This window comes from Aminobacter niigataensis (genome assembly GCF_946995915.1).
Classification (GTDB): Bacteria; Pseudomonadota; Alphaproteobacteria; order Rhizobiales; family Rhizobiaceae; genus Aminobacter; species Aminobacter niigataensis.
On record NZ_OX341517.1, the window covers coordinates 562,465 to 583,683 of the forward strand.

The 21,219-nt window shown below is 59.3% G+C and carries 15 protein-coding genes and 2 pseudogenes; 14 read left to right on the top strand and 3 right to left on the bottom strand.

Features of this window, described 5'->3' with window-relative positions; all coding sequences use genetic code 11:
- The 11 genes and pseudogenes from O1Y97_RS02635 to O1Y97_RS02680 all read left to right on the top strand — a co-directional run.
- Positions 1–468 carry a (2Fe-2S)-binding protein gene (locus O1Y97_RS02635; RefSeq protein WP_318762995.1) on the top strand — a complete coding sequence of 156 codons (468 nt, stop codon included), beginning with the start codon at positions 1–3 and terminating at the stop codon, positions 466–468.
- Positions 465–2,777 (top strand): xanthine dehydrogenase family protein molybdopterin-binding subunit, encoded by a 2,313-nt coding sequence (locus O1Y97_RS02640; protein WP_318762996.1) that lies wholly within the window; start codon positions 465–467, stop codon positions 2,775–2,777. Before O1Y97_RS02635 ends, O1Y97_RS02640 begins: the two co-directional genes overlap by 4 nt.
- 37 nt (positions 2,778–2,814) lie before the next feature.
- Positions 2,815–3,804: an LLM class flavin-dependent oxidoreductase gene (locus O1Y97_RS02645; protein ID WP_318762997.1), complete on the top strand. Its 990-nt coding sequence runs from the start codon at positions 2,815–2,817 to the stop codon at positions 3,802–3,804.
- 32 nt (positions 3,805–3,836) lie between these two features.
- The gene (gene npdG / locus O1Y97_RS02650; protein ID WP_318762998.1) at positions 3,837–4,505 is read left to right on the top strand and encodes an NADPH-dependent F420 reductase; all 669 of its coding nucleotides are present in this window, start codon (positions 3,837–3,839) and stop codon (positions 4,503–4,505) included.
- Between the two features lie 7 nt (positions 4,506–4,512).
- Positions 4,513–5,289 (top strand): coenzyme F420-0:L-glutamate ligase, encoded by a 777-nt coding sequence (gene cofE / locus O1Y97_RS02655; protein WP_318762999.1) that lies wholly within the window; start codon positions 4,513–4,515, stop codon positions 5,287–5,289.
- 9 nt (positions 5,290–5,298) lie between these two features.
- On the top strand, positions 5,299–6,273 hold the full coding sequence (gene cofD, locus O1Y97_RS02660; RefSeq protein WP_318763000.1) for a 2-phospho-L-lactate transferase: 975 nt from the start codon (positions 5,299–5,301) through the stop codon (positions 6,271–6,273).
- Entirely contained in the window at positions 6,270–7,022 is a 753-nt protein-coding gene (cofC, locus tag O1Y97_RS02665) for a 2-phospho-L-lactate guanylyltransferase (RefSeq protein WP_318763001.1), read from the top strand. Before cofD ends, cofC begins: the two co-directional genes overlap by 4 nt.
- Positions 7,023–7,037: 15 nt before the next feature.
- On the top strand, positions 7,038–9,479 hold the full coding sequence (gene cofH, locus O1Y97_RS02670; RefSeq protein WP_318763002.1) for a 5-amino-6-(D-ribitylamino)uracil--L-tyrosine 4-hydroxyphenyl transferase CofH: 2,442 nt from the start codon (positions 7,038–7,040) through the stop codon (positions 9,477–9,479).
- Between the two features lie 61 nt (positions 9,480–9,540).
- Complete coding sequence (locus O1Y97_RS02675; RefSeq protein WP_318763003.1) at positions 9,541–10,467, top strand: LysR family transcriptional regulator; 927 nt, start codon at positions 9,541–9,543, stop codon at positions 10,465–10,467.
- A 59-nt stretch (positions 10,468–10,526) separates the two neighbouring features.
- Positions 10,527–11,510: an XdhC family protein gene (locus tag O1Y97_RS26250; RefSeq protein ID WP_404801242.1), complete on the top strand. Its 984-nt coding sequence runs from the start codon at positions 10,527–10,529 to the stop codon at positions 11,508–11,510.
- Positions 11,511–11,590: 80 nt separating this feature from the next.
- A pseudogene (locus O1Y97_RS02680) lies at positions 11,591–12,796 on the top strand (aldehyde dehydrogenase family protein); the annotation flags it as partial.
- Here the strand turns inward: O1Y97_RS02680 and O1Y97_RS02685 are convergent.
- Positions 12,759–13,720: pseudogene (locus O1Y97_RS02685) on the bottom strand (tyrosine-type recombinase/integrase). The pseudogenes O1Y97_RS02680 and O1Y97_RS02685 overlap by 38 nt on opposite strands.
- Before the next feature lie 587 nt (positions 13,721–14,307).
- Between O1Y97_RS02685 and tnpA the strand changes: the two are divergent.
- The 3 genes from tnpA (at position 14,308) to tnpC (ending at position 17,153) form a co-directional block, all read left to right on the top strand.
- Positions 14,308–15,204 (top strand): IS66-like element accessory protein TnpA, encoded by an 897-nt coding sequence (gene tnpA, locus O1Y97_RS02690; protein WP_318761437.1) that lies wholly within the window; start codon positions 14,308–14,310, stop codon positions 15,202–15,204.
- Positions 15,201–15,554, top strand: coding sequence for an IS66 family insertion sequence element accessory protein TnpB (gene tnpB / locus O1Y97_RS02695; RefSeq protein WP_067965081.1), 354 nt, complete (start codon positions 15,201–15,203; stop codon positions 15,552–15,554). Before tnpA ends, tnpB begins: the two co-directional genes overlap by 4 nt.
- Before the next feature lie 72 nt (positions 15,555–15,626).
- The gene (gene tnpC / locus O1Y97_RS02700; protein WP_318764215.1) at positions 15,627–17,153 is read left to right on the top strand and encodes an IS66 family transposase; all 1,527 of its coding nucleotides are present in this window, start codon (positions 15,627–15,629) and stop codon (positions 17,151–17,153) included.
- Positions 17,154–18,495: 1,342 nt separating this feature from the next.
- Here the strand turns inward: tnpC and O1Y97_RS02705 are convergent.
- Both O1Y97_RS02705 and O1Y97_RS02710 read right to left on the bottom strand, forming a co-directional pair.
- On the bottom strand, positions 18,496–20,424 hold the full coding sequence (locus tag O1Y97_RS02705; protein ID WP_318763004.1) for a helix-hairpin-helix domain-containing protein: 1,929 nt from the start codon (positions 20,422–20,424) through the stop codon (positions 18,496–18,498).
- Complete coding sequence (locus tag O1Y97_RS02710; protein WP_280224803.1) at positions 20,421–21,218, bottom strand: PP2C family serine/threonine-protein phosphatase; 798 nt, start codon at positions 21,216–21,218, stop codon at positions 20,421–20,423. The genes O1Y97_RS02705 and O1Y97_RS02710 overlap by 4 nt, the downstream gene beginning before the upstream one ends.
- Position 21,219 lies beyond the last annotated feature (1 nt).

Here is a 21,219-nt window from a genome sequence, read left to right on the forward strand (position 1 = left end):
ATGAACATTACTGCGTCGATCAACGGAACGAGCGAAACCTTTACTGTCCGCGCCGACACAACCTTGATGGATGTGCTCCGCGAGGAGTTGCACCTGCTCGGCACCAAGGAAGGATGCCGCGAGGGGGAGTGCGGCGCCTGCACCGTCTTGATCGACGGAAAACCTGTCGACTCATGCATTTACCCTGCCGCGGCCGTGCAAGGCAGAAATGTGGAGACAATAGAGGGCATGGTCGACCTACTGGCGGAGCAAGTTAAATCCGCCATGGTCGAGTTCGGTGGAGTCCAGTGCGGCTACTGCACGCCAGGTATTGTCCTGTCTCTGACAGCTCTACTGCGCCGTTTTCCAGAAGCAGACGAAGCACTAGTGCGGGAATCGTTGGCCGGCAACCTTTGCAGATGCACTGGCTATTCCCAGATAGTGGACGCTGCGCTGGCGGCGGCCGAGGCAAACAGGGGGCGTCCATGAACGCAATCGGACTAGGGCTGCCGCGACCGGACGCCCATGCAAAAGTGAGCGGTGAGACCATTTTCTCGTTCGATTTTGCCGAGCCGGGCACGCTCGCCGGCAAGATCCTTCGATCAAAGGTACCGGCTGGACGGATCATCAGCATCGACGTCTCAAAGGCGCTCTCCATCCCCGGCGTCAGGGCCGTGATTACAGCTAGCGACATGCCCTCTGTACTTGGTGGCTGGATCATCCGCGACACACCGATGTTCGCACGCGAAGTCGTACGCTACATCGGCGAGCCAATTGCCGCCGTCGCGGCGGATTCGGTCGATTGCGCGCTGCGCGCCGTTGAAGCCATCGTTGTTGAAATCGAACCCACGCAAGCTGTTTGCACGATAGAGGACGCCATTGCGCGAGGGGCTCCCCTCGTCCACCCGGATCTCAAGAACTACCGAATGGCTGCTGGAGGCGAAGGAGGCGACTACTTACGCTACGGCAACATTGCTGCAGAGTCCGCCAGCCAAGGCACGGACGCGCAAGTCGACGCCGAGTTTGCGAGGGCATTTCGGGTCGTCGAAGACGTCTATTCGACACAACGACAGTACCAGGCCTATATCGAACCTCGGAATGCTGTCGGCATCTACAGGGGCGGTCGCTATATAGCTCACACAGGCAGCCAATGGCCCTACAATGTGCGCAACCGCATTAGCCAATTCTTTGACGTTCCTATTTCAAAAGTGCGTGTGGCCGGCCACCCATATGGCGGGGGCTTTGGCGGTAAGCTGGACTTCAGTGTCGAGCCATATGCTATCGCGCTTTCCCGAGCTTGCCGTGGACGACCGGTAAAGATCGTCAACACGCGGCATGAGGACATTATCACCGCGCCTTGCCGAGAAGCGACCGTTATCAAGTTCAGGTCGGCATTGGACGCGGAAGGAAACATCCTTGCGCGCGATGTTGAATGCTACATGGACAACGGTGCCTATACCGGTGAAATGTCTTTTCTGACGTGTTTTCCATTCCATTTTGCTGCGATCAACTATCGTGTTGGCAAACTCAGGGCCGTGGGTAGGCTGGTATACACCAATGCTGCTCCGACGGCAGCGATGCGCGGTGTGACCGGTGTGCCGATGTATTTCGCGCTTGAGAACCACATGGACCACATCGCGTCAGAGCTCAACGTCGACCGCCGCGAGTACCGATTGCGACATCTCTTTCGTTCTGGCGATCGAATGTCGAATGGCCAGACGTTGGACGATGCCGACATTCTTCGCAAACAATTCGATGCAATTGAAGCTATCGCGCCCTGGAATGACATTCAGTCATCCAAGGCTCCGCTCCATGGCATAGCGATTTCGCCCGCCATCTGGCCCACCAATCCGCTTCCTGGCTCCGCCACAGTCAAGCTTCAAGAAGACGGATCGGTTGTCGTGGTCACCGGCGCAAATGATAACGGGAGCGGTGCAGTGGAAACCGGCATCCGCCAAATCGTCGCCCACGAACTCGGAATCGACCCGAACAATGTGCTAATGTCGGACCCCGATACGGACGTCGGCGGCTTCGATGGCGGATCACAGGGCCAACGCACAACGCTCGTCGCCGGTGGCGCCGCACTGGCCGCGGCCAAGGATCTCAAGGCGAAAATCATCGCACTTGCCGCAAAGCTCCTGCAATGCGAGCCAGATATGATCGAGTTGGTGGATCAGCAGGCACGCATTCGGCATCGCCCGGACGTTTTCGTATCACTCGCGGAACTGGGCGCTACCAGCACTTTTTCGGAAGGGTCGCTTTATGGAGCCGGCGGCAGCTCCATTCAACCCGTCGCACACGACAATGGCTGCGCAAGCGGTATGCTAGCGCCGGTGTTCAATTCGCCGACTTATCACGTTCACTTCGCCGAGGTGGCAGTCGACCCAGTTACCGGCAACGTCAAGGTGCTGCGGTACATCGTTGCGCAGGAAGTCGGCATGGCCATAAACCCAAAGAGCATAGCAGGCCAGATACAAGGCGGCGTGACGCAAGGCATCGGCTATGCCCTCTACGAGAGTCTCCGCTTGTCCCCAACGACGGGAGCGCCAATCGAGCAAGGGCTGGAGTCCTACCGCCTGCCTCTATCCGTCGACATTCCGCGTGTCGAAATTATCCTGACGGAGCACCACAATCCCAACGGGCCGTTCGGCGCCAAGGGCGTCGCGGAAGCTCCAATCCTGCTTCCAGCCGCGGTGATCGCATCCGCGATAAGCGACGCGATCGGCAAACCCTTCTTCAAAGTGCCGGTAACGCCCGAAGACGTCCTGGCGGCGCTGCTCGCCGACGAGCCGACATAGACCCGACAGTGCCCTAAGCGAGAAGGAAAGTATTCTTATGAAAAAGAGCGACAAACCGGTTGGAGTCTTCATCTTGGGCGACCTTCCGCCCAAGGACATCGCGCCTGTTAGCAGGCAAATCGAAAAATCGGGCTTCGATGAGATCTGGATCGCTGAAGACTGCTTCATGATCTCTGGTTTTGCGAGCGCGGCGATCGCGTTACAGGCGACAACGACCATAAAAGTAGGTATCGGCGCGGTTTCGAACCGTGTTCGCCATCCAGCTGTCGCGGCCATGGAGGCAGCAACCCTGGCTGGCGCCTTTCCGGGTCGTTTCGACAGCCTCGGCGTCGCGCATGGTGTGCCATCATGGATGAAGCAGATCGGTCTGTTCCCGAAATCGGTGCTTGGCGCGCTACGCGAATCCGTCACCGGTATTAAGCGCCTGGTCAAAGGCGAGACGGTCTCCGAGGAAGGAGAATATTCCAGTTTTGAAAACGTCAAGCTCACTCATGCCGCACCCGACGTTAAGGTGCTGACTGCGGTCGTCGGACCGAAATCGGTCGAGTTGAGTGCCCAGATCGCCGATGGAATGCTGATCTCGGTGCTCGCTGGCCCGAAGTACGTCAAGGCCATCCGCGACCAGATCACGCAGACTCGGAAAGCTTCCGGGCTGCCGGAGCATTTCGAGCTGGTTACATATGTGCTGGCATGTGTCGGCGATGACCGCGTCGCCGCACGCAACAAAGTTAGGGACGCAACCGCATTCTACCTGCAAGCGATGGGGCCGACGATGATGACCGGCGTGTACGGCGTCAACGATACGGTCGAGAAGTTGCTGGCGGAAGACAGTGCCGATCTCGCTAATCAGATCCCCGACGACTGGCTTGACTGGATTGCGATCGCTGGCGAACCAGCCGATGCCGTGAAGGGTATCAAGGAGCTGTTTGCCGCGGGCGCCACGTCCGTCGTGCTTTGCATCGTTCCATCCGACGAGTTGCCGCAGCAGGTCGACCTAATCGGACGAGAAGTTCTTCCGCACATCTAACTAAGCATCGGTTCATTTCGAGGGCAGCCGCCGTGAAAACATCTATCCAAGTATCCATCGTCGGGGGTTCCGGCGCATTGGGGTCTGGCCTCGCCTACCGCCTTGCCAAGGCGGGGCACTCCGTGGCGATCGGATCGCGCTCCAGCGAGAAGGCCGCGGAGGCTGCCGACGCGCTAAACCGCAGGCTAGGCGGGAACAAGGTGACTGGCATGACCAATGTGGAGGCCGCTGCACAAGGCGAGATCGTCTTCCTCACCGTGCCGTTCGCCAGCCACGGCGCCACGCTCGAGGAAATCAAGGAAGAGGTGCAGGGTAAGATCGTCGTCGATGTCACGGTGCCGTTGGTTCCGCCGCGGGTCGCAAGGGTGACGCTGCCGCCAAACGGTTCTGCCGCCGTTACCGCTCAACTGGTCCTCGGTGACGGCGTGCGCGTCGTCTCCGCCTTCCACAATGTGGCGGCAACGCATCTGCATGACGACGAGCATGAGCATGAGTGCGACGTGATGGTGTTTGGCAACGACAAAGCTGCGCGCGATTGCATTTTGGCGCTCAGCCAGGAAATGGGGTTGAAGGCTTGGCACGGCGGCGCCATCGACAATTCTGTAATGGCCGAAAGCCTGACATCCGTACTGATATTTATCAACAAGAACTACGGAATCGACGGCGCCGGGATTCGAATAACAGGACGCCCGAACTCATAGGAAAATCATGCAACCGCCCTCCCGCCACGTCAGCCTCTTCGCGCTATCGCCGTTTCCGCTCGTTGATAGTGGCGACGATCTTGCTGAGATGTCGCTTCAGGCGCTCGCGGCACAGCACATAGAGGTTCTCGATGGTGATATTCTCGTCTATGCACAGAAGATCGTCTCGAAAGTCGAAGCGCGGCGCAGAAGGCTGGCCGACGTCATTCCAAGCAATGAGGCGAAAGCACTCGCCATAACCGTCAGGAAGGATGCGAGGCTCGTTGAACTGATCCTTGGCGAATCGCAGGAAATCGTTCGCGCCGTGCCCGACATCCTGGTCGTTCGGCACCGCCTGGGCTTCGTTCTCGCCAATGCGGGAATAGATGCTTCCAATGTCGGATCGCCCGATGGTGACGAGCATGTGCTCCTCTTGCCCGAAAATCCAGATGCTTCCGCTGTCAGACTGCTCACAGCACTCGCATCAGCCACGAACCGGCGCCTGGCGGTCATTATCAACGACAGTTTCGGCAGGGCGTGGAGAATAGGAACTACCGGCACCGCAATCGGTGTTGCCGGCATCTCGCCGGTCGCCGACCTTCGCGGCACCCGGGATCTGTTCGGCCGTCAGTTACAAAGCACCGAAGTTGGTCTTGCCGACGAGATTGCCGCGGCGGCTTCGCTGATTCAGGGCCAGTCGTCGGAGGGCACTCCGGTCGTGCTGGTGCGCGGACTAGAATGGCGGGCCGCCAATGGCGGTGCGACCGCCCTGGTTCGGTCGCGCCAGATGGATCTGTTTAGATAGGAAGTTGATATGAGAGCCAACGGACTGGAGATCGTAGCCCTGTCCGGTGGCGTCGGAGGCGCCAAGCTAGCCATGGGTCTGGCGCGAACGCTGCCGGCCAAGGCGCTGCTTGTGGTGGCGAATGTCGGCGACGATTTTGACCATCTCGGGCTCAGTATAACGCCGGACATCGACACGATCATCTACACCATCGCCGGCCTAAACAACTGGGGGCAGGGTTGGGGACGCGCCGACGAGTCCTGGAACTTCATGGATACGATCGGAGATCTCGGTGGCGAGGACTGGTTTCAGCTTGGAGACAGGGACCTCGCGCTGCATGTTTGGCGAACCGACCAATTGCGCCGTGGTGCCACACTCTCGACGCTGACAGCTGCCGCGGCGGAGCGACTGGGCGTCACGTGCACGATCTGTCCTTCATCGGATCTCCCCATTCGGACTATCCTCGAAACTGCCGAGGGCGAACTTGACTTCCAGCGCTACTTCGTCCGGAGGCGCGCGGAGCCAGAGGTTCGAGCCATCCAATACCGAGGCGCCGAAACCGCCGTTCCGTCGCCACTATTCATGGCTGGCCTGTCGAACCCGAGCTTGAGGGCAACGATCATCTGCCCATCCAATCCAGTGCTCAGCATCGGGCCGATCATTGCGATGGATAGCGCCAGAAAGGCGCTAGTCGATGCTCCCGCACCCGTCATCGCGGTCAGTCCGATAAAGGGTGAAAGTGCTTTCAAAGGACCGACCGCCAGAAACATGCGAAACCTCGGCATGACGCCGAATGCACTTGGCGTGGCGCGATATTACCAGCCACTGATCGACGGCATGGTCATCGATCACGCCGACGCGGCGCTAGCTCCCGCGATCAGGGAGATGGGTATCGCGGTCGCCATGAGCGACATTTCCATGCCCGAGCCGGAGGATTGCGAACGGCTGGCGCGCGACGTGCTCGCCATCGTCGACGACGGCTCAATCCGAAAGAGGTCACGATGACACCCGCTTCGGGCACTTTCGCCCAAGAGACAGCACTAGGATCAACTGTGCTGATACCGGTCCGGAGCCTTGAGGGCGGCAAGCAGCGTCTTGCCGGGGTGCTCACCGCCGACGAACGTCGCCTACTGGTCGAGGCGATGCTCATGGACGTAATCGCGGCGGCCCGATCATGCGACCACGTTTCGCGTGTCGTGGTGGTCACGGACGATGACGCTGCGGCAAATTTTTCGAGATATCACGGGGCACTCGCTCTGCTCGGTAGCGGTTCGTCCGGGTATTGTCGATCTGTCGATTTGGCGGTTTGCCATCTGCGCGAAAGTGATCATAGACCGATCATAGTCGTCCCTGCTGATGTCCCCATGGTCGCCGCAGCCGAGCTTTCGACGGTGGCCGCCGCCATCGCCTTGCCTGGCCCGATTGCCCTGGTCGAGGCTGAGCCGGACGGAGGCACCAACTGCATCGGTCTCTCTGCATCTGCCGCGATCAATTTCCAGTTCGGGCCCTCCAGCTTCCGCCTACACGTAGATAGCATCCGGCGATCGGGCCAGACGAGCGTGCAACTACACCTGGCGGGCCTAGCCTTTGATATCGATTGGCCGGAACAAATTGTCGACCTGGCCAGAATGCCAGACACCACCAATGCCTCCAGGCTAGCTCGCAGTCTAGGCATCGCGGCCCGCGGCCCCCTATCCGCTGTTCGAAAATCCATGACGATCGAAAGCACCAGCAACCCTCCGCAGTTCCTGTGACGGATGAACGTTTCAATGACCAATGATCTGTCGATCGAGCAAGCAACCGAAATCGGGCTACATGTCCCCCTTGAGGAACTAATGGCAAAGGCCGCCGACATGTGCCGTTCTGCGCACGGCAATATCGTCACCTATTCGCCAAAAGTATTCATTCCGCTGACGCAGCTTTGCCGCGATGTCTGTCACTACTGCACGTTTGCGAAGGCACCGCGCGGTTTGAGTAAACCTTATTTGTCGATCGAAGAAGTCATCGACATCGCGCGCGCAGGCGCAAGGGCCGGATGCACCGAGGCGTTGTTCACCCTGGGAGACAAGCCTGAGCTGCGGTACAGCGTCGCGGCTGAGGCGCTGCGGAGTATGGGCTTCGGGTCGACCGTGGAATATCTGGCCGAGGCGGCGCGAACCGTGCTGAGCGAAACCGGGCTTCTTCCGCACATCAATGCCGGTGTGTTGACGCATGACGAGATCGCACGGCTTCGCGGCGTTTCGGTCTCGCAAGGACTGATGCTCGAAAGCACTTCGCTCCGACTTTGCGAGAAGGGCGGGCCGCACTACGGCTCGCCCGATAAGCTCCCCTACGCCAGGATTGGGACGCTGCGCGCCGCGGGCGAACTTGACGTGCCGATGACGACAGGCCTTTTATTCGGCATCGGCGAAACCCGCGTGGAGCGCCTCGAAACGATTTTCGCTATTCGCGATCTGCATCGTCGCTACGGTCACATCCAAGAAGTGATCATTCAGAACTTCCGGGCAAAAGCCGGAACGAGGATGGCAAGCGCGCCGGAACCCGATCTCAACGACACTGCCTGGACGATTGCCATGGCCAGACTCGTGCTGGGGCCAGAGATGAACATCCAGGCGCCGCCGAACCTGAGCTCCGAAGGCCTGGCGCACCTGCTGGAGGCCGGCATAAACGACTGGGGAGGAATATCCCCCGTCACCATCGACCATGTGAACCCGGAAGCGCCGTGGCCAAGCCTTAACAGTCTGCGTACCAAGACGGCCCTTGCCGGTAAAAGTCTGGTTCCGCGCCTGCCGATCTACCCCAGCTACAATGGGCCGAGATGGCTCTCGCCGCTCGTCCAACCGATGGTAAAGCGAGCCGGCGATGCTGGTGGCCTTGGCCGCGAGGACAGTTGGACGAGCGGGGTTACCGTTGCTCCGCCTCCCCCCCTTCCGCATCCGGCACTCAACAAGGTGCGGTCTACATCTATCGAGCGGTCCGTTTTGAGGAGCCTCGACGGCCAGCGACTCGACAGGAGCGAGATCGCATCGTTGTTTTCGGCGCGTGACGGTGATTTCAGGCATGTCATCGAAGCGGCAGACCAGATGCGCAAGGCTGTCAGCGGCGACGTCGTAACTTACGTCGTCAACCGGAACATCAACTACACGAATGTCTGTACCTACCGATGCCAGTTCTGCGCTTTTTCGAAAGGCAAGATGAGTGAAAATCTTCGCGGCCGCCCGTACGTGGTGGATCTCGAGGAGATCGTGCGGCGATCGACAGAAGCTTGGAGCCGTGGCGCTACCGAAGTGTGCCTGCAGGGAGGCATTCATCCGGACTTCACCGGCGAGACCTACCTTTCGATTGTTGAGGCCATCAGAACCGCGCTCCCGGCCATGCACATCCACGCCTTTTCTCCGCTAGAGATTTGGAGCGGTGCCGCGTCCTCGAACGAGAGGGTCGCCAATTACTTAAAGCGTCTGGTCGATGCAGGCCTCGGGACATTACCTGGCACGGCCGCAGAAATTCTCGACGATTCGGTCAGAGCAACGCTGTGTCCGGACAAGTTGACGACCGCGCAATGGTGCGAAGTCGTGGAGACCGCGCACAGGCTAGGTCTTCGGACAACCGCTACGATCATGTTCGGGCACGTCGACACCCCGCTGGATTGGGGAACGCATCTTCTAGCTATTCGCGATATTCAGGAGCGAACCGGAGGATTCACCGAGTTCGTGCCCCTGCCCTTCGTGGCGCACGAGGCGCCGATCTACCTCAAGGGGAATGCTCGAAAGGGCCCGACATTCCGAGAAGCCGTACTGATGCATGCCGTCGCCCGCCTCACCTTCGGAAACCTGATCTCGAACGTTCAAACTTCATGGGTGAAGATGGGCAGCGAAGGGGCAGCTGTCTGCTTGAAAGCCGGCGCCAACGACATTGGCGGAACACTGATGAACGAAAGCATCACCCGCTCGGCCGGCGCCCAACACGGCGAAGAGATGCCCCCCGAACAGATGGATCGGCTGGCGATATCCATCGGTCGCACGGTTCGCCAGCGCACGACGCTCTATGGCGAGGCGCCAGCCGGCCAGATAAGCAGGTCCTATGGCAGCCAACCGCTAGCGCGACCGTTGTCGATCGATGCGAAGGACTATGACACATCGACAATCGCCAGAGCTGGGCGTGCGTTGCGCCATGTCGGACATCCGGCTGCAGCAGAAAGGCTCTTACTGTAGATGCGCCGCCCCGCGCCTGAACCAATAACAACCTTCCGCCGCCACTGGTGAGTTGTGCCCAATGTTGATCGAGATCAGGCATATCCAAGCGTTTCTGGCAGTGGCTGCAGAACTGCACTTTGGCAGGGCAGCAGACCGGCTAAGCTTGGCCCAACCGGCGCTCAGCAGAACTATCCAGAATCTAGAAGAGATCCTCGGAGTACAGTTACTCGAGCGCACGACAAGAACAGTACGGCTGACCGAAGCCGGCAAGACGTTTCAGGAGCACGGATCGCGAGTTATCCATCAATTGAACCAAGCAATCCACCTCACCCGGCGAACACCGACCGGAGAAGCAGGCACCATTAGTGTTGGATATGTCGACCTGTTGCTTGCAGGTCCGCTTTCCGAGATCATGTTTCGCTACCGGCGTCAATTCACCGACGTTTACGTTGAATTTGCTCCAAAGTCGCCGGACGACCTCCTGAGTTTCGTGTCAGACAAGCAATTCGACTGTGGCTTCGCCCTCGGTCCAATACGCGACAGCAATCTCGACACTGTCTGCATTTCCGTGGAGCCTGCAGTGCTCATTCTGCCGGTCTCTCACAGACTAAGTTTGAAGACGAAAGTATTTCTGAGTGATTTAGCGCGCGAGCCACTTGTCTTGCCACCCCGTTTCGGCTGGCGCGAGTTTCACAAATCCTTCGAGCAAAAATGCCATGATGCAGGGTTCGCTCCAAAGGTCGCCCAAGAAGTTCATCAAACTGATGCGCTTTTCGCTCTTGTTGCCGCCGAGATCGGCATCGGTCTTTGCCCCGAGTCGACCTCGCAGAACCAGCATAGTGGTACAGTAGCTAGGGAAATCGCCGACAATTCAATTTTCTATGAAACATATTTTGTCTGGCATCGAGAGAGTAACTCGAAAATTCTTAACAGCTTCATAGAAATAGCTTCTGAATTTTCTCTTGATAAGCCAAAACTTACTTCTAACCAATCAATTTCATCATGAGCATTTCGGCAACAACTCCACCAATACGTGACAATTGGCCAGTCTCCGAGAACACATCGATGCATGACCAGCTAGATACGGCCTTACTATCTTCTTCTCGCAGATCAGATGGCGGCCATCACACGGCATATGACGTGTTAAGCGCCGTTCTTCACGCAGATGAACCTGCTGCGCTAGCGGTAATCACCGGCATCGAAGGGTCAGCATATCGTCGCCCAGGTACCATGATGGCACTGTTTGCGTCAGGTCGACGAGTAGGAACCCTAAGTTCAGGTTGCATTGAAGGCGATCTAGCGCTTCAGGCGCAAGAAGTGCTCGCAGAGGGGAGGCCACGGGCAATCCGCTACGGAGTCGGTTCTCCTTACATGGACATTCAGCTGCCGTGTGGTGGCGGCCTGGACATCACTTTGATCCCTAGGCCTACGACTTCCATTCTGGTTGAAATCGAGAGTTTCTACGCACGCCGAGAGCCCTGCTCACTGCTCTTGGAAGCTGGAGGCGATCTAACTGTAGTCCCTCTTGGGCCGACTGGTTGGACAAAGTGCGGATACCGTGTTGCACTTATTCCAGATGTTCGTTTTGTCATCTTTGGAATAGGACCAGAGGCGGCCTTCTTTGCCCAAGTAGTGAACTCGCTTAACTACCCCCACCTCCTACTTTCACCCGAGGAGGAGACGATCAGAGTTGCTAGTGCCGCGGGATGCGCCACTGCCTCCCTTTGTCGAGGAGTCCTCCCTCCCCATCTGGAAATCGATGCCCGCACTGCGGTAGTGCTTTTTTTCCATGACCACAGTTTGGAACCGCCGATCCTAACAAGGGCTCTCGCCTCTCCGGCCTTCTACATTGGTGCCCAGGGCTCCAGAAAGGCTCGTGATCGGCGACTAGAGACGATGCGTAGAGGTGGTGCTTTGGAAGACAACCTTTCGCGCTTACGCGGCCCGGTGGGCTTGGTCCCATCGGTGCGAGAGCCTCGAGTTCTTGCAGTCTCGATCTTTGCGGAAATCTTAGCACTGGCAGAGGGGCACTCCCCTCTCTCCAGCTAGATATCACAGAGCCTTAATGTGCTGGCATACCCTCATACATGATTGAGCTGGATTTCATCGCTTGAACAGCCATTCTGGCGAAGGAGGAACAGGGCGAACTTTTGAGCCGCGAAGAGGGCAAGACACTGCCGGAAGGCATTGGCAAAGTGACCCGGGCCGGCCAGATCTTTGATTTCTTCGCCGGTGAAGTGCTGCGTCTTTCGGGCGAAGTGCTGCCGTCGGTGCGCCCTGGCGTCGGCGTCGAAATCACCCGCGAGCCGCTGGGTATCATCGGCATCATCACGCCGTGGAATTTCCCGATCGCCATTCCGTCCTGGAAGATTGCCCCGGCGCTCGGCTATGGCAATACCGTGGTGATCAAGCCGGCCGACCTCGTGCCGGGGTCGACCTGGGCGATCGTTGATATTCTTGTTCGCGCCGGCCTGCCCAACGGCGTGCTCAACCTCGTCATGGGCAAGGGTTCGGTCGTTGGGCAGACCATGCTCGACAGTAAGGGCGTCAGCGCTGTCTCCTTCACCGGCTCGGTGGGGACGGGCAAGCGGGTTGCAGCCGCTTCGATCGAGCATAATCGCAAGTTCCAGCTCGAAATGGGCGGCAAAAACCCGACCATCGTGCTCGATGACGCTGATCTCAAGGTCGCCGTAGAAACCGTTGCCCAGTCCGCCTTCTTCTCCACCGGACAGCGCTGCACCGCGGCTTCGCGCGTGATTGTTACGGAAGGCATCCACGATACGTTCGTGGATGCTCTCGCTGAGCGTACCCGCAACCTGCGCGTCGGCGATGCCCTCGACAAGAATACCGAAATCGGACCGGCGGTCGATCTGAGCCAGCTCAAGCAGGACACCGACTATATCGAGATCGGAAAGAGAGAAGGCGCCAAGCTGGTGGCCGGCGGCGAGCGCTTAAAGGCGGCGACGGAGGGCTACTTTCTGCAGCCGGCGCTGTTCACCGAAGCGACCAACTCAATGCGCATCAGCCGTGAGGAAATTTTCGGGCCGGTGGCTGCCGTGATCAAGGTAAAGGATTACGAAGAGGCGCTGGCGACCTCGAACGACACGGAATTTGGTCTTTCGGCCGGCATCGTGACGACCTCGCTGAAACATGCAACGCATTTCAAGCGCAATTCGGAAGCGGGCATGGTGATGGTGAATGTGCCGACAGCAGGTGTCGATTTCCACGTGCCGTTTGGCGGCCGCAGGGGCTCGAGCTATGGCCCGCGCGAGCAGGGCAAATATGCGGCCGAGTTCTTCACGATCGTAAAGACGGCTTACACTGCCGCCGGTTAAGGGGCCGGTGAACGAACATGACGTAAGGCGGCGTCGTGCCTTCCATCAGCGCCATGAGCCGGTCGAGTGGCCCGGAGACCGCGTGGATCGTCCGGGTCGAGACCTTGATGTAGAGCAAGGTCGTATCGAGCTTGCTGTGGCCGAGCATCACCTGGATGACGCGGATGTCGACTTCTTGTTCGAGCAGATGGGTGGCGAAGCTGTGCCGCAGCGTGTGCGGGCTGACGCGCTTGCGGATGCCGGCGACTTCGGCTGCCTCTTGAACCGCCCGATGCAGTTGCCGCGAAGAGATCGGATCGGTGCAACTGCGTCCCGGGAACAGCCAGCCATGTGGGAGCATCACCCCGCGCCGCTTGCCTTCGCGCCATCACAGTCGCAGCAGTTCCAGCAGCTGGGGCGAGAGCATGGCGTTGCGATCCTTGCGCCCCTTGCCCTGGTCAACGCGGATCAGCATGCGCGTGCTGTCGATGTCGTCGACCTTGAGATGAGCGGCCTCGGACACGCGAACACCAGGCCATAAGCGGCGCCAAGCGCGGCCTTGTACTTGATGCCTAGTGCTGCTTCGAGCAGCCGCGCCGCTTCCTCCACGCTCAGCACGTTGGGTAGCTTGCGCTGATACCGGGTGATCACCAGCGCACGCGCCAGATCCCGCCGCTTCAGCGTCACCAGGAACAGGAACCGCAGTGCGGAGACTCCACCGTTGATCGTTGCAGGGCCGACACCGTTCTCATGCTGATACAGCTGGAAGCGGAGGATGTCCTCGGACGTCGCGGCATCGGGAGAGCGTCGGAGGAAGACTGCGAAGCGTCGGACGTGACGAACGTAGTCCTGCCGGGTATGGGAGCCCAGGCCGCGCATGAGCATGTCTTGCTGCATGCGCTGGCGAAGCGGCGTGGTCGGTGCATTGGTCAACAGGGTATCCATGGCGAGTTCCTCTCGTTGAAGGGAACTCCATGGTCAGACCGCAGCTTCTACCCGCTCAAGGCCAATGCCTGTCGCGTCATCTCAGAACGAGGCGACTCTCCCGCGAAGCGGGTTAGTGCATGGGGCGCAAAGCCGTCATTCAGTAGGCGTGGCGAAAGCGACTGCTTCGAGTCAGGTCGGCCATGCCGCACCGCTGAACCACTGTGCGTGACCGGAGGTAGCACAATCCTGGCCTGAACGGCCCAACACGCAACCCTTGCAAGGCGCGTTAGATCTGCTGGCCGATCTGCAGCTCAAGCGCTGTGCATGTCCCGGATCTTCCCACCTTATGCGAGGCTGCCGGCTACCGGAGTAACTGCCATGTGCATGCGAAGGTACTGGAATCCCTCACATAAACTGTGCCGGATGCACTCGACCAAAAGATGTGCACGAAAAAACGCGAGCTATCCCAATGGCTTAGCGCGTTTCGGGCAGGCGCTTTTATCTCGCCGTCCTCTGTCGTTTCGTAAGCGTCCGGTCCTGACACCTCGTTGGCGTAGTGCAAAATCGCAGCATGTGGAGTTCCTTCGTAGCGTGGAGGATCTCCGGTGAATTTGAGACATTTCGAGAACACGGCGCGTAAGTCCTTCTGGGTGATTCATGTCGAAGCGTGGCGTCAGAGCGGATTGGCGCGCACAACCTATTGCCGCCATCACCGTCTCAACCGGCGTACGTTCGAGCGCTGGCTTGACCACCTGATGGGCAAGGAAGCAGCGCGCAAACATGCGGAATCGCAGGCACAATTGCTCCGGGAAGCGTGTCCGCAACAACGCCAGAAAGGGCCGCGCCGGCGTCAACGCCAACGTTTTGGCGTAAGCACGGATGTGCGCAATCGTGCGCTCCGGGCGTTCTGGGCAATGCATGTCGAGGCGATGAACTGGAGCGGCATGTGCGTTCGCGAATACGCCGCGGCACTGCATCTTTCGCCCTATGCGCTGCGCCGTTGGCGTGACCGCTTGGAGGATGGCGAGGTTGAGATCGACTGGCGCGCGCATCTTCATCCCTCCGCCCGCCCGGCCGTTAGCACTAGTGCTAACGGAACGGCGCCCGAAAGCGACTTGACAGGTGCCGCCAAGGATGGACCGACGCCGCCTCCGCAAGCTGCCAGGCGCTTCTTCAGCGACGAGGAAAAGCGTGCCATCGCGCTGGAGAGCAACCAGCCAGGCGTGAGCGTCTCGGCCGTCGCGCGCAAGCACGGGATCGTCACGGGGATGCTGTTCCGCTGGCGCGTGCAGTTCGACGTGGCGCAGAGGAAGCGCGCAAAACTCGCATCCGTGACGCTACCAGATGACATGCCGGCGACGCTGGCCCTGCAGAGGTTCGTGCAACCACCTGACGGAATGATGGCCGTCGATCTGCCTGATGGGCGGCGCATGTTCGCGCCGGAAGGGTGTGATCCCGATGTCGTGCGCGCACGGATCGACAGCGGAGGGGTGAGCCCATGATGATCGTTCCGGCGGGCGTGAAGGTGCATCTGGCGTTGGGTCACACCGACATGCGGAAGGGACTCGACGGGCTCGCCATGCTGGTCCAGGCAACGTTGAAGCAGGACCCGTTCTCGGGTCATCTGTTTGCCTTCCGCGGAAAGAAGGCGTCGCTGCTCAAGATCCTGTTCTGGGACGGAAATGGGCTGTGTTTGTTCACCAAACGGCTCGACCAGGGCAGCTTCGTGTGGCCGCGTATGGCAGGTTATGACGGCTCGATCACGCTGACGCCGGCACAGCTTGCCATGCTGATCGAGGGCATCGACTGGCGCGCACCCGAACGCATCTGGAGACCGGCTCTGGCCGGTTGAAAACGTTCCGCCGATCGACACGGAAACTACCGGAATCCTTGGGTTTTTGAGCGGTTCATGGTAGATTGGATCATGTTGATCGATCTCGACAATCTGCCGTCCGATCCAGCACTTTTGCAGCGCCTGCTGCGCGATATGGCAGCTACCGTCGAGAGCCGCGATGGCGAGATCGAACGCCTCCAATCGATCATCAAGAAGCTCCAGCGGGCGCAGTTCGGCAGGCGTTCCGAGCGCCTCGACCCCGATCAACTGGCGCTCGCCCTGGAAGACCTTGACGCCGACATCGCCCGCATCCGGGAGAGCAGACCGAGCGTCCATCCACCATTGGAGCGGCCATCCCACCGCAAGCCGCTGCCCGATCATCTGCCGCGCGAGGACGTGCGACTCGACATCGACGGTATGGCCTGTGCGTGCTGTGGTGGCGCACTTCATGCGATCGGCGAGAGCGTCAGCGAGATGCTCGACTGGGTTCCGGCACAGCTGCGCGTGGTCCGCATCACGCGCCCCAAATACGCCTGCCGTGCCTGCGAGACCGTAGCGCAAGTGGCTGCGCCGGAGCGCTTGATCGCCGGCGGATTGGCAACGCCGGCGCTTCTGGCGCAGGTGCTGGTCGCCAAATATTGCGATCACACGCCGCTCTACCGGCAATCGCAGATCTTCGCCCGGCATGGTGTCGATCTGGCGCGTTCGACGCTGGCTGGTTGGGTCGGCGGCGCCTGCTGGTGGCTGGAAGCTCTGCACGAGCGGCTGGTGAAGAACATATTCGCCTCCAACCATCTGTTCGCCGATGACACACCGGTGCCGGTGCTCGATCCGGGCCGTGGACGCACCAAGACGGGGCGGTTGTGGGTCTATGCGCGTGAGCAGCGGCCCTGGGCCGGACCCGAGCCGCCGGCGGCAGTCTACCTGTTTGCACCGGACCGAAAGGCCGAGCGCCCGGTATCGCATCTTCAGCACTTCAAGGGCGTGCTGCATGTCGATGGTTATGCCGGCTTTGAACAGCTCGCTGCCAGTGGCGAAATCGTTCTTGCTGCCTGCTGGGCGCATACGAGGCGCAAGTTTTATGACGTGGTCGAAGCGACCGGATCGCCCGTGGCAACTGAGGCGCTGCGCCGGATCGGTGAAATATACGCCGTTGAGGCGGATGTGCGCGGACAGGCGCCGGCCCTCAGGCTTGCGGCCCGGCTGCAGCGAACGAAACCCGTTGTCGCCGCCTTCCACGCCTGGCTGGAAGTACAGCTTCAGCATATCTCCGGACGCAGCACGCTTTCCGAAGCGATCCGATATGCGCTGTCGCGCTGGACCGGGCTGACCCGCTTCCTCACCGATGGCCGTGTCGAGCTTGACACCAACCCGGTCGAACGCGCCATCCGTCCTGTTGCGCTCGGCCGCAAGAACCACCTGTTCGCCGGCAGCGATGGTGGCGGCGACCGCTGGGCAATCGTTTGCTCTCTCACCGAAACTGCCAAGCTCAACGATGTCGAGCCCTACGCCTATCTCGCCGACGTATTGCAGCGTATGCTCGACGGGCATCCCGTCAACGGCCTCGACGAACTCCTGCCCTGGGCGTGGAAAGTGCAAAGTCCCGTCAAGAGCTGACATCACGTGCAGCCACCGGACGCATACGTCGTTTCGTGAGCGTCCGATCCTGACACCTCGTTGGCGTAGTGCAAAATCGCAGCATGTTGGGGTTCCTTCGTAGCATGGAGGGTCCTCGGTGAATTTGAGACATTTCGAGCACACGGAACGCAAGTACTTCTGGGGTGGTTCACTTCGAAGCGTGGTGTCAGAGCGGGTTGGCGCGCACAGCTATTGCCGCCATCACCGCCTCAACCGGCGTACGTTCGAGCGCTGGCTTGCAAGGAGGTGGCGCGTAAACATGCGGAATCGAAGGCACAATTGCGCTGAGATGCGTGTCTGCAACAACGCCAGAAAGAGCCACGCGCGCGGTCAACGCCAGCGTTTTGGCGTGAGCACGGACGAACGAATCGTGCGCTCCGGGCGCTCTGGGCAATGCATGTCAAGGCGATGAATTGGGGCGGTGCTTCCGCGCTGCATCAGTTGCCTTACGCGCTACGCCGTTGACGTGGCGACTTGGAGGATGGCGAACTGGATCTCAACTGGCGTGCAGCATCCCTCCGCCCGCCCGACCGTTGGTGGTATCACTAACGGCGCGACGTCCGAAAACAGCAAGACAGGGCAGACAGATGCTACACTGCCGCCGCGCGCGGGCGCCGGTTCTTTACGGACGCGCAGAAGTACATCGTGCAAGAGAGTAAAGTTGCAGGTGCAAGGGTCTCGGCTGTCGCGCGCCAGCATGGATCGCGATCGGCATCCTGTTTCGCTGGCGCGTGGAATTCCGCGTGACGCAGAAGAAGCAAACGAAACTTGCACCTGTGGCACTGGTAACGGACGCGGCAGCGGCACTCGCGCTGCAGAACCTTGTGCCGCCCCTGACGGGATGATGGCAATCGAACTGCCGGATGGGCGGCGTATCTTTGCACCTGAACGAGGACGCTTCTGTGGTCCTCTCCCCGGTTTGAGCAGTCGATTGGCTTGGCGGAACCGTTTGGGCTGTCGACGGTTGAGTCCGGTCATCTAAAAGGAGATGCGCGGATGCAGAAGAACATGCGAGGCATTTGCGCGATGACGGCGGCCGTGGCATTTGCGGTGGTTGCCCTTTTAGCCATCGGGCTGATGGACCGTGCGCGGGGCCCACATCTGTGGCGCTCGTTTCGGCGGTACGCACGATGAAAGACATCAAGGTCCGTCGATCTACACGAGCGTGCCACTTTCTTTGAGTGTGACGACAGTCAATTGCCGCATAGGATGGCATTTGAACCGAATTTTCCGGCTCGCCGGTCTTTGCCTACCGTGAAGTTTCCAATCTAGACGGCAAGATAAGGTTGAAAATGCGGGAGTAGGCAGCTTTTATTGATGTTTAGCTGGAGGCTGCTTGCTTATCGGCGTGGGTCTGATCAAATTTTTCCCGAAGCTGGTTCATTTGCGGGCGCATATGTTGCCGGGTCGCCAGAATTTGCGAGTGCACTTGGCGTAGCTCGGCCAGCCCTTTCGCCAAGGCATCTTGAAGACGGCGACTTTCGACGACCGTCTCTTGGTCAATCATTGAAATATCCCTGGGGTCTATGCCCTTCTTGGGATCGAACACGAACCTCCGCTCGATCGAACGGCGCCAATCCAGCAACTGTCGCGTCATCTTCGGGCCAAAGCCTGGAACGCTGTAAAGCTTGTTCTGTGTTACGTCTAAGGCTGTTTCGACACCATAAGATTCCAGCGTTTGCTTTCGACCTGGGCCGATACCATCGATCTTCGCGTCCGCAATTTCAAAGTTATCCAAAAACCGATCGAGTTGGGCCTTTCGTTGGTTTTGCTTCAGGACATCGAGCTTGCTTGCCCTTCTGGCGGGCAGACCATCCCACTGTCGTCTCAGCTCCGCCAAGCGGGTCTTTTGATCGTCAAAAGACCCCGGCCCTGCCTTTAAGAGCCAGTTCTCATAGGCTTTGTGCCATGTCGAGGCAGCTTCAGCGTGGGCAGCCTGGTATTTGGCAACCTCGTCTGCCTTGCTGAGCATGCTCCGTACACCAAAGTATGAGACTATTGCCAAGACTAGTAGCCATGGCATTCCAGTTGCAAAGGTGGCGAAGACGAATGCAGCTGCCGCTGCCCCTGCCAACAGGTTAACATTCTTTTCGCTCCCAGCCAGACGGACTGCGTCTGGCGACGCCTGGATTTGCACTGATGCGATCGTCGGCGCCGGCCCTGGGGATTGGACAGCGTCAACCTGTCGTTGGAAGCCAATGATATCGAATGAGATCGTCGCATTTGGCGCAACGATAACCGAGAACAAAGGAATACCTGTGGCGCCTTCCATTGGGCACCAGGGGCATGCTCCCGACGGATGATGCCAATGAGACGGATTGGAATTGCACTGCTTCAGCTGCGATTCCAACTCTGCCAACGCAGTTACCCAGTCGTGCGCCGATGGCCTCCCGCTAGTGACTGCTTGGCGAGAGAATGCACGTTCGAACAATTGCGAGACGCGAGGACCGACAATAGCAAGCGACGGCGTCCCCGGCGGCCTAGACATCGCAACAGAAGCGGCGCTGGCCCCGTAGGGAAACCGAACCTCTTCAATCGCTTTGGAAATAGGCATGTCCCCCTGGCCGGCATATCGGCCCGCAAAGGGATGTCTACCCATAAATAGGAGCAGAAACGCGAGGACCGACAGCCCGAAGTTATCGTGGTTCGATGACCTTAACACACCAGCGAAGGATTTGCCCTGGAGCTCCGGCGGGGTGAACGTCTCGACACCAACTTCGCAAAGAAATTTTCGTCCCTGGTGCGATACTTGGAAGCTGTCGCAATCGATTAACCTCACAGTCGCGTCTTGCGCGACCAAGACGCCACCGTGGTTTACGTCCCCTATGACGCATCCACTGGAGTGAACCGCTGCAAACGCACGAGCGGTGTTCGCCGCGGCTCGGATCAAGAATCGCCAATCAACGCGCTGAAAGTCCGACCGCCTGCTTTTGGGACTATACAAGTGATGGATATCTTTGCGCCCGACGACTTTCGGGACGATCAGCCCAATAGGCTTCTGTTCGTGCGAACAGATCAGGCCTAAAGGCCAAGCAGTGAGCGATTCCAGCGCCTCGGTCTTAAGCTTGACCATCGCGCGGATCTTGTCCGCCCTCTCTTGAGCCAACGAACGGTGGTACACTTTGGCTACGTGCTTGGGATGCGCCGGAAGTTCGTAGACCGCGCCCTCACCCCCTTGTCCCAGCACCGAACCGAGTTTGATCACTTCACCTCGAAGTGTGAATACTTCCGACACTTTTCGGCTGCTCATCTGTCGGCACCCGTGGTTACCCTCGTCGCCATGAGAAGCGATTTGTCGTCGTCGGTGCGTTCGCAAATGACTGGCGACAGCAAATAGGCCTTAAGCCCTTCGGACAGCGCCACATCCTCCCCAGAGACTGTCGATCTCCGCACGGGTGGAAACATGGCATCAAAGAAATCGCCATGGACGGAACGGCTAGCTTGGTGCAGGACTAGATTCTCAATGCCGTCAGAGAAAATGGCTATTTCGTTGATTGCGCGGGGCGCGATCTCAAAATCGAGGACGTCGACGGCGTTCTTCGAGACGATGAAATTTGTGGTATTGGCGAACTCGCCGTGCTGCGGCCAAAAGACATAAGACCACCCATCGTCCTGCCCATGAGATACCACAATCGCGCCGTCGCCGATTTGGACGAAGGCTGCACTCTCAGGGCCAACAATTGCCGCCACGAGCGTGCAGGCATAGTCGCGAAGAGCATGGTTCAGACTGGACGAGTGGGCTTCAATTCGTTCCGCAATCTCAACGACCCAGTTGGCTGCTTTGGCCCGGTCGATTTCATCGACGCGGCCACCGCCATCGAAATGCACAAACGCCTGCTCGAGCAAGATTTGCGCACTCAGCCATGATCCCACAGCCGAGTGTACTGCACTACCCGCACCATCGCATACCACGGCGACAAGGATTGGACCTTCAGAAGCGTCGTAGACAGAGTAGGTACATGTATCTTGGCATGGGGCCCCAGTTCCAGCATGCGAAGTCCCAATCGCACTCGCCTGTGCGAGGCGCCATCCCGCTGGCGGCATA

What these genes read in the sequence shown, in the direction of transcription:
- O1Y97_RS02635 (WP_318762995.1), top strand. Translation starts at nt 1, where the DNA reads ATGAACATTACTGCGTCGATCAACGGAACGAGCGAAACCTTTACTGTC.
- O1Y97_RS02640 (WP_318762996.1), top strand. Translation starts at nt 465, where the DNA reads ATGAACGCAATCGGACTAGGGCTGCCGCGACCGGACGCCCATGCAAAA.
- O1Y97_RS02645 (WP_318762997.1), top strand. Translation starts at nt 2,815, where the DNA reads ATGAAAAAGAGCGACAAACCGGTTGGAGTCTTCATCTTGGGCGACCTT.
- cofE (WP_318762999.1), top strand. Translation starts at nt 4,513, where the DNA reads ATGCAACCGCCCTCCCGCCACGTCAGCCTCTTCGCGCTATCGCCGTTT.
- cofD (WP_318763000.1), top strand. Translation starts at nt 5,299, where the DNA reads ATGAGAGCCAACGGACTGGAGATCGTAGCCCTGTCCGGTGGCGTCGGA.
- cofC (WP_318763001.1), top strand. Translation starts at nt 6,270, where the DNA reads ATGACACCCGCTTCGGGCACTTTCGCCCAAGAGACAGCACTAGGATCA.
- cofH (WP_318763002.1), top strand. Translation starts at nt 7,038, where the DNA reads ATGACCAATGATCTGTCGATCGAGCAAGCAACCGAAATCGGGCTACAT.
- O1Y97_RS02675 (WP_318763003.1), top strand. Translation starts at nt 9,541, where the DNA reads ATGTTGATCGAGATCAGGCATATCCAAGCGTTTCTGGCAGTGGCTGCA.
- O1Y97_RS26250 (WP_404801242.1), top strand. Translation starts at nt 10,527, where the DNA reads ATGCATGACCAGCTAGATACGGCCTTACTATCTTCTTCTCGCAGATCA.
- tnpB (WP_067965081.1), top strand. Translation starts at nt 15,201, where the DNA reads ATGATGATCGTTCCGGCGGGCGTGAAGGTGCATCTGGCGTTGGGTCAC.
- tnpC (WP_318764215.1), top strand. Translation starts at nt 15,627, where the DNA reads ATGTTGATCGATCTCGACAATCTGCCGTCCGATCCAGCACTTTTGCAG.
- O1Y97_RS02705 (WP_318763004.1), bottom strand. Translation starts at nt 20,424, where the DNA reads ATGAGCAGCCGAAAAGTGTCGGAAGTATTCACACTTCGAGGTGAAGTG.
- O1Y97_RS02710 (WP_280224803.1), bottom strand. Translation starts at nt 21,218, where the DNA reads ATGCCGCCAGCGGGATGGCGCCTCGCACAGGCGAGTGCGATTGGGACT.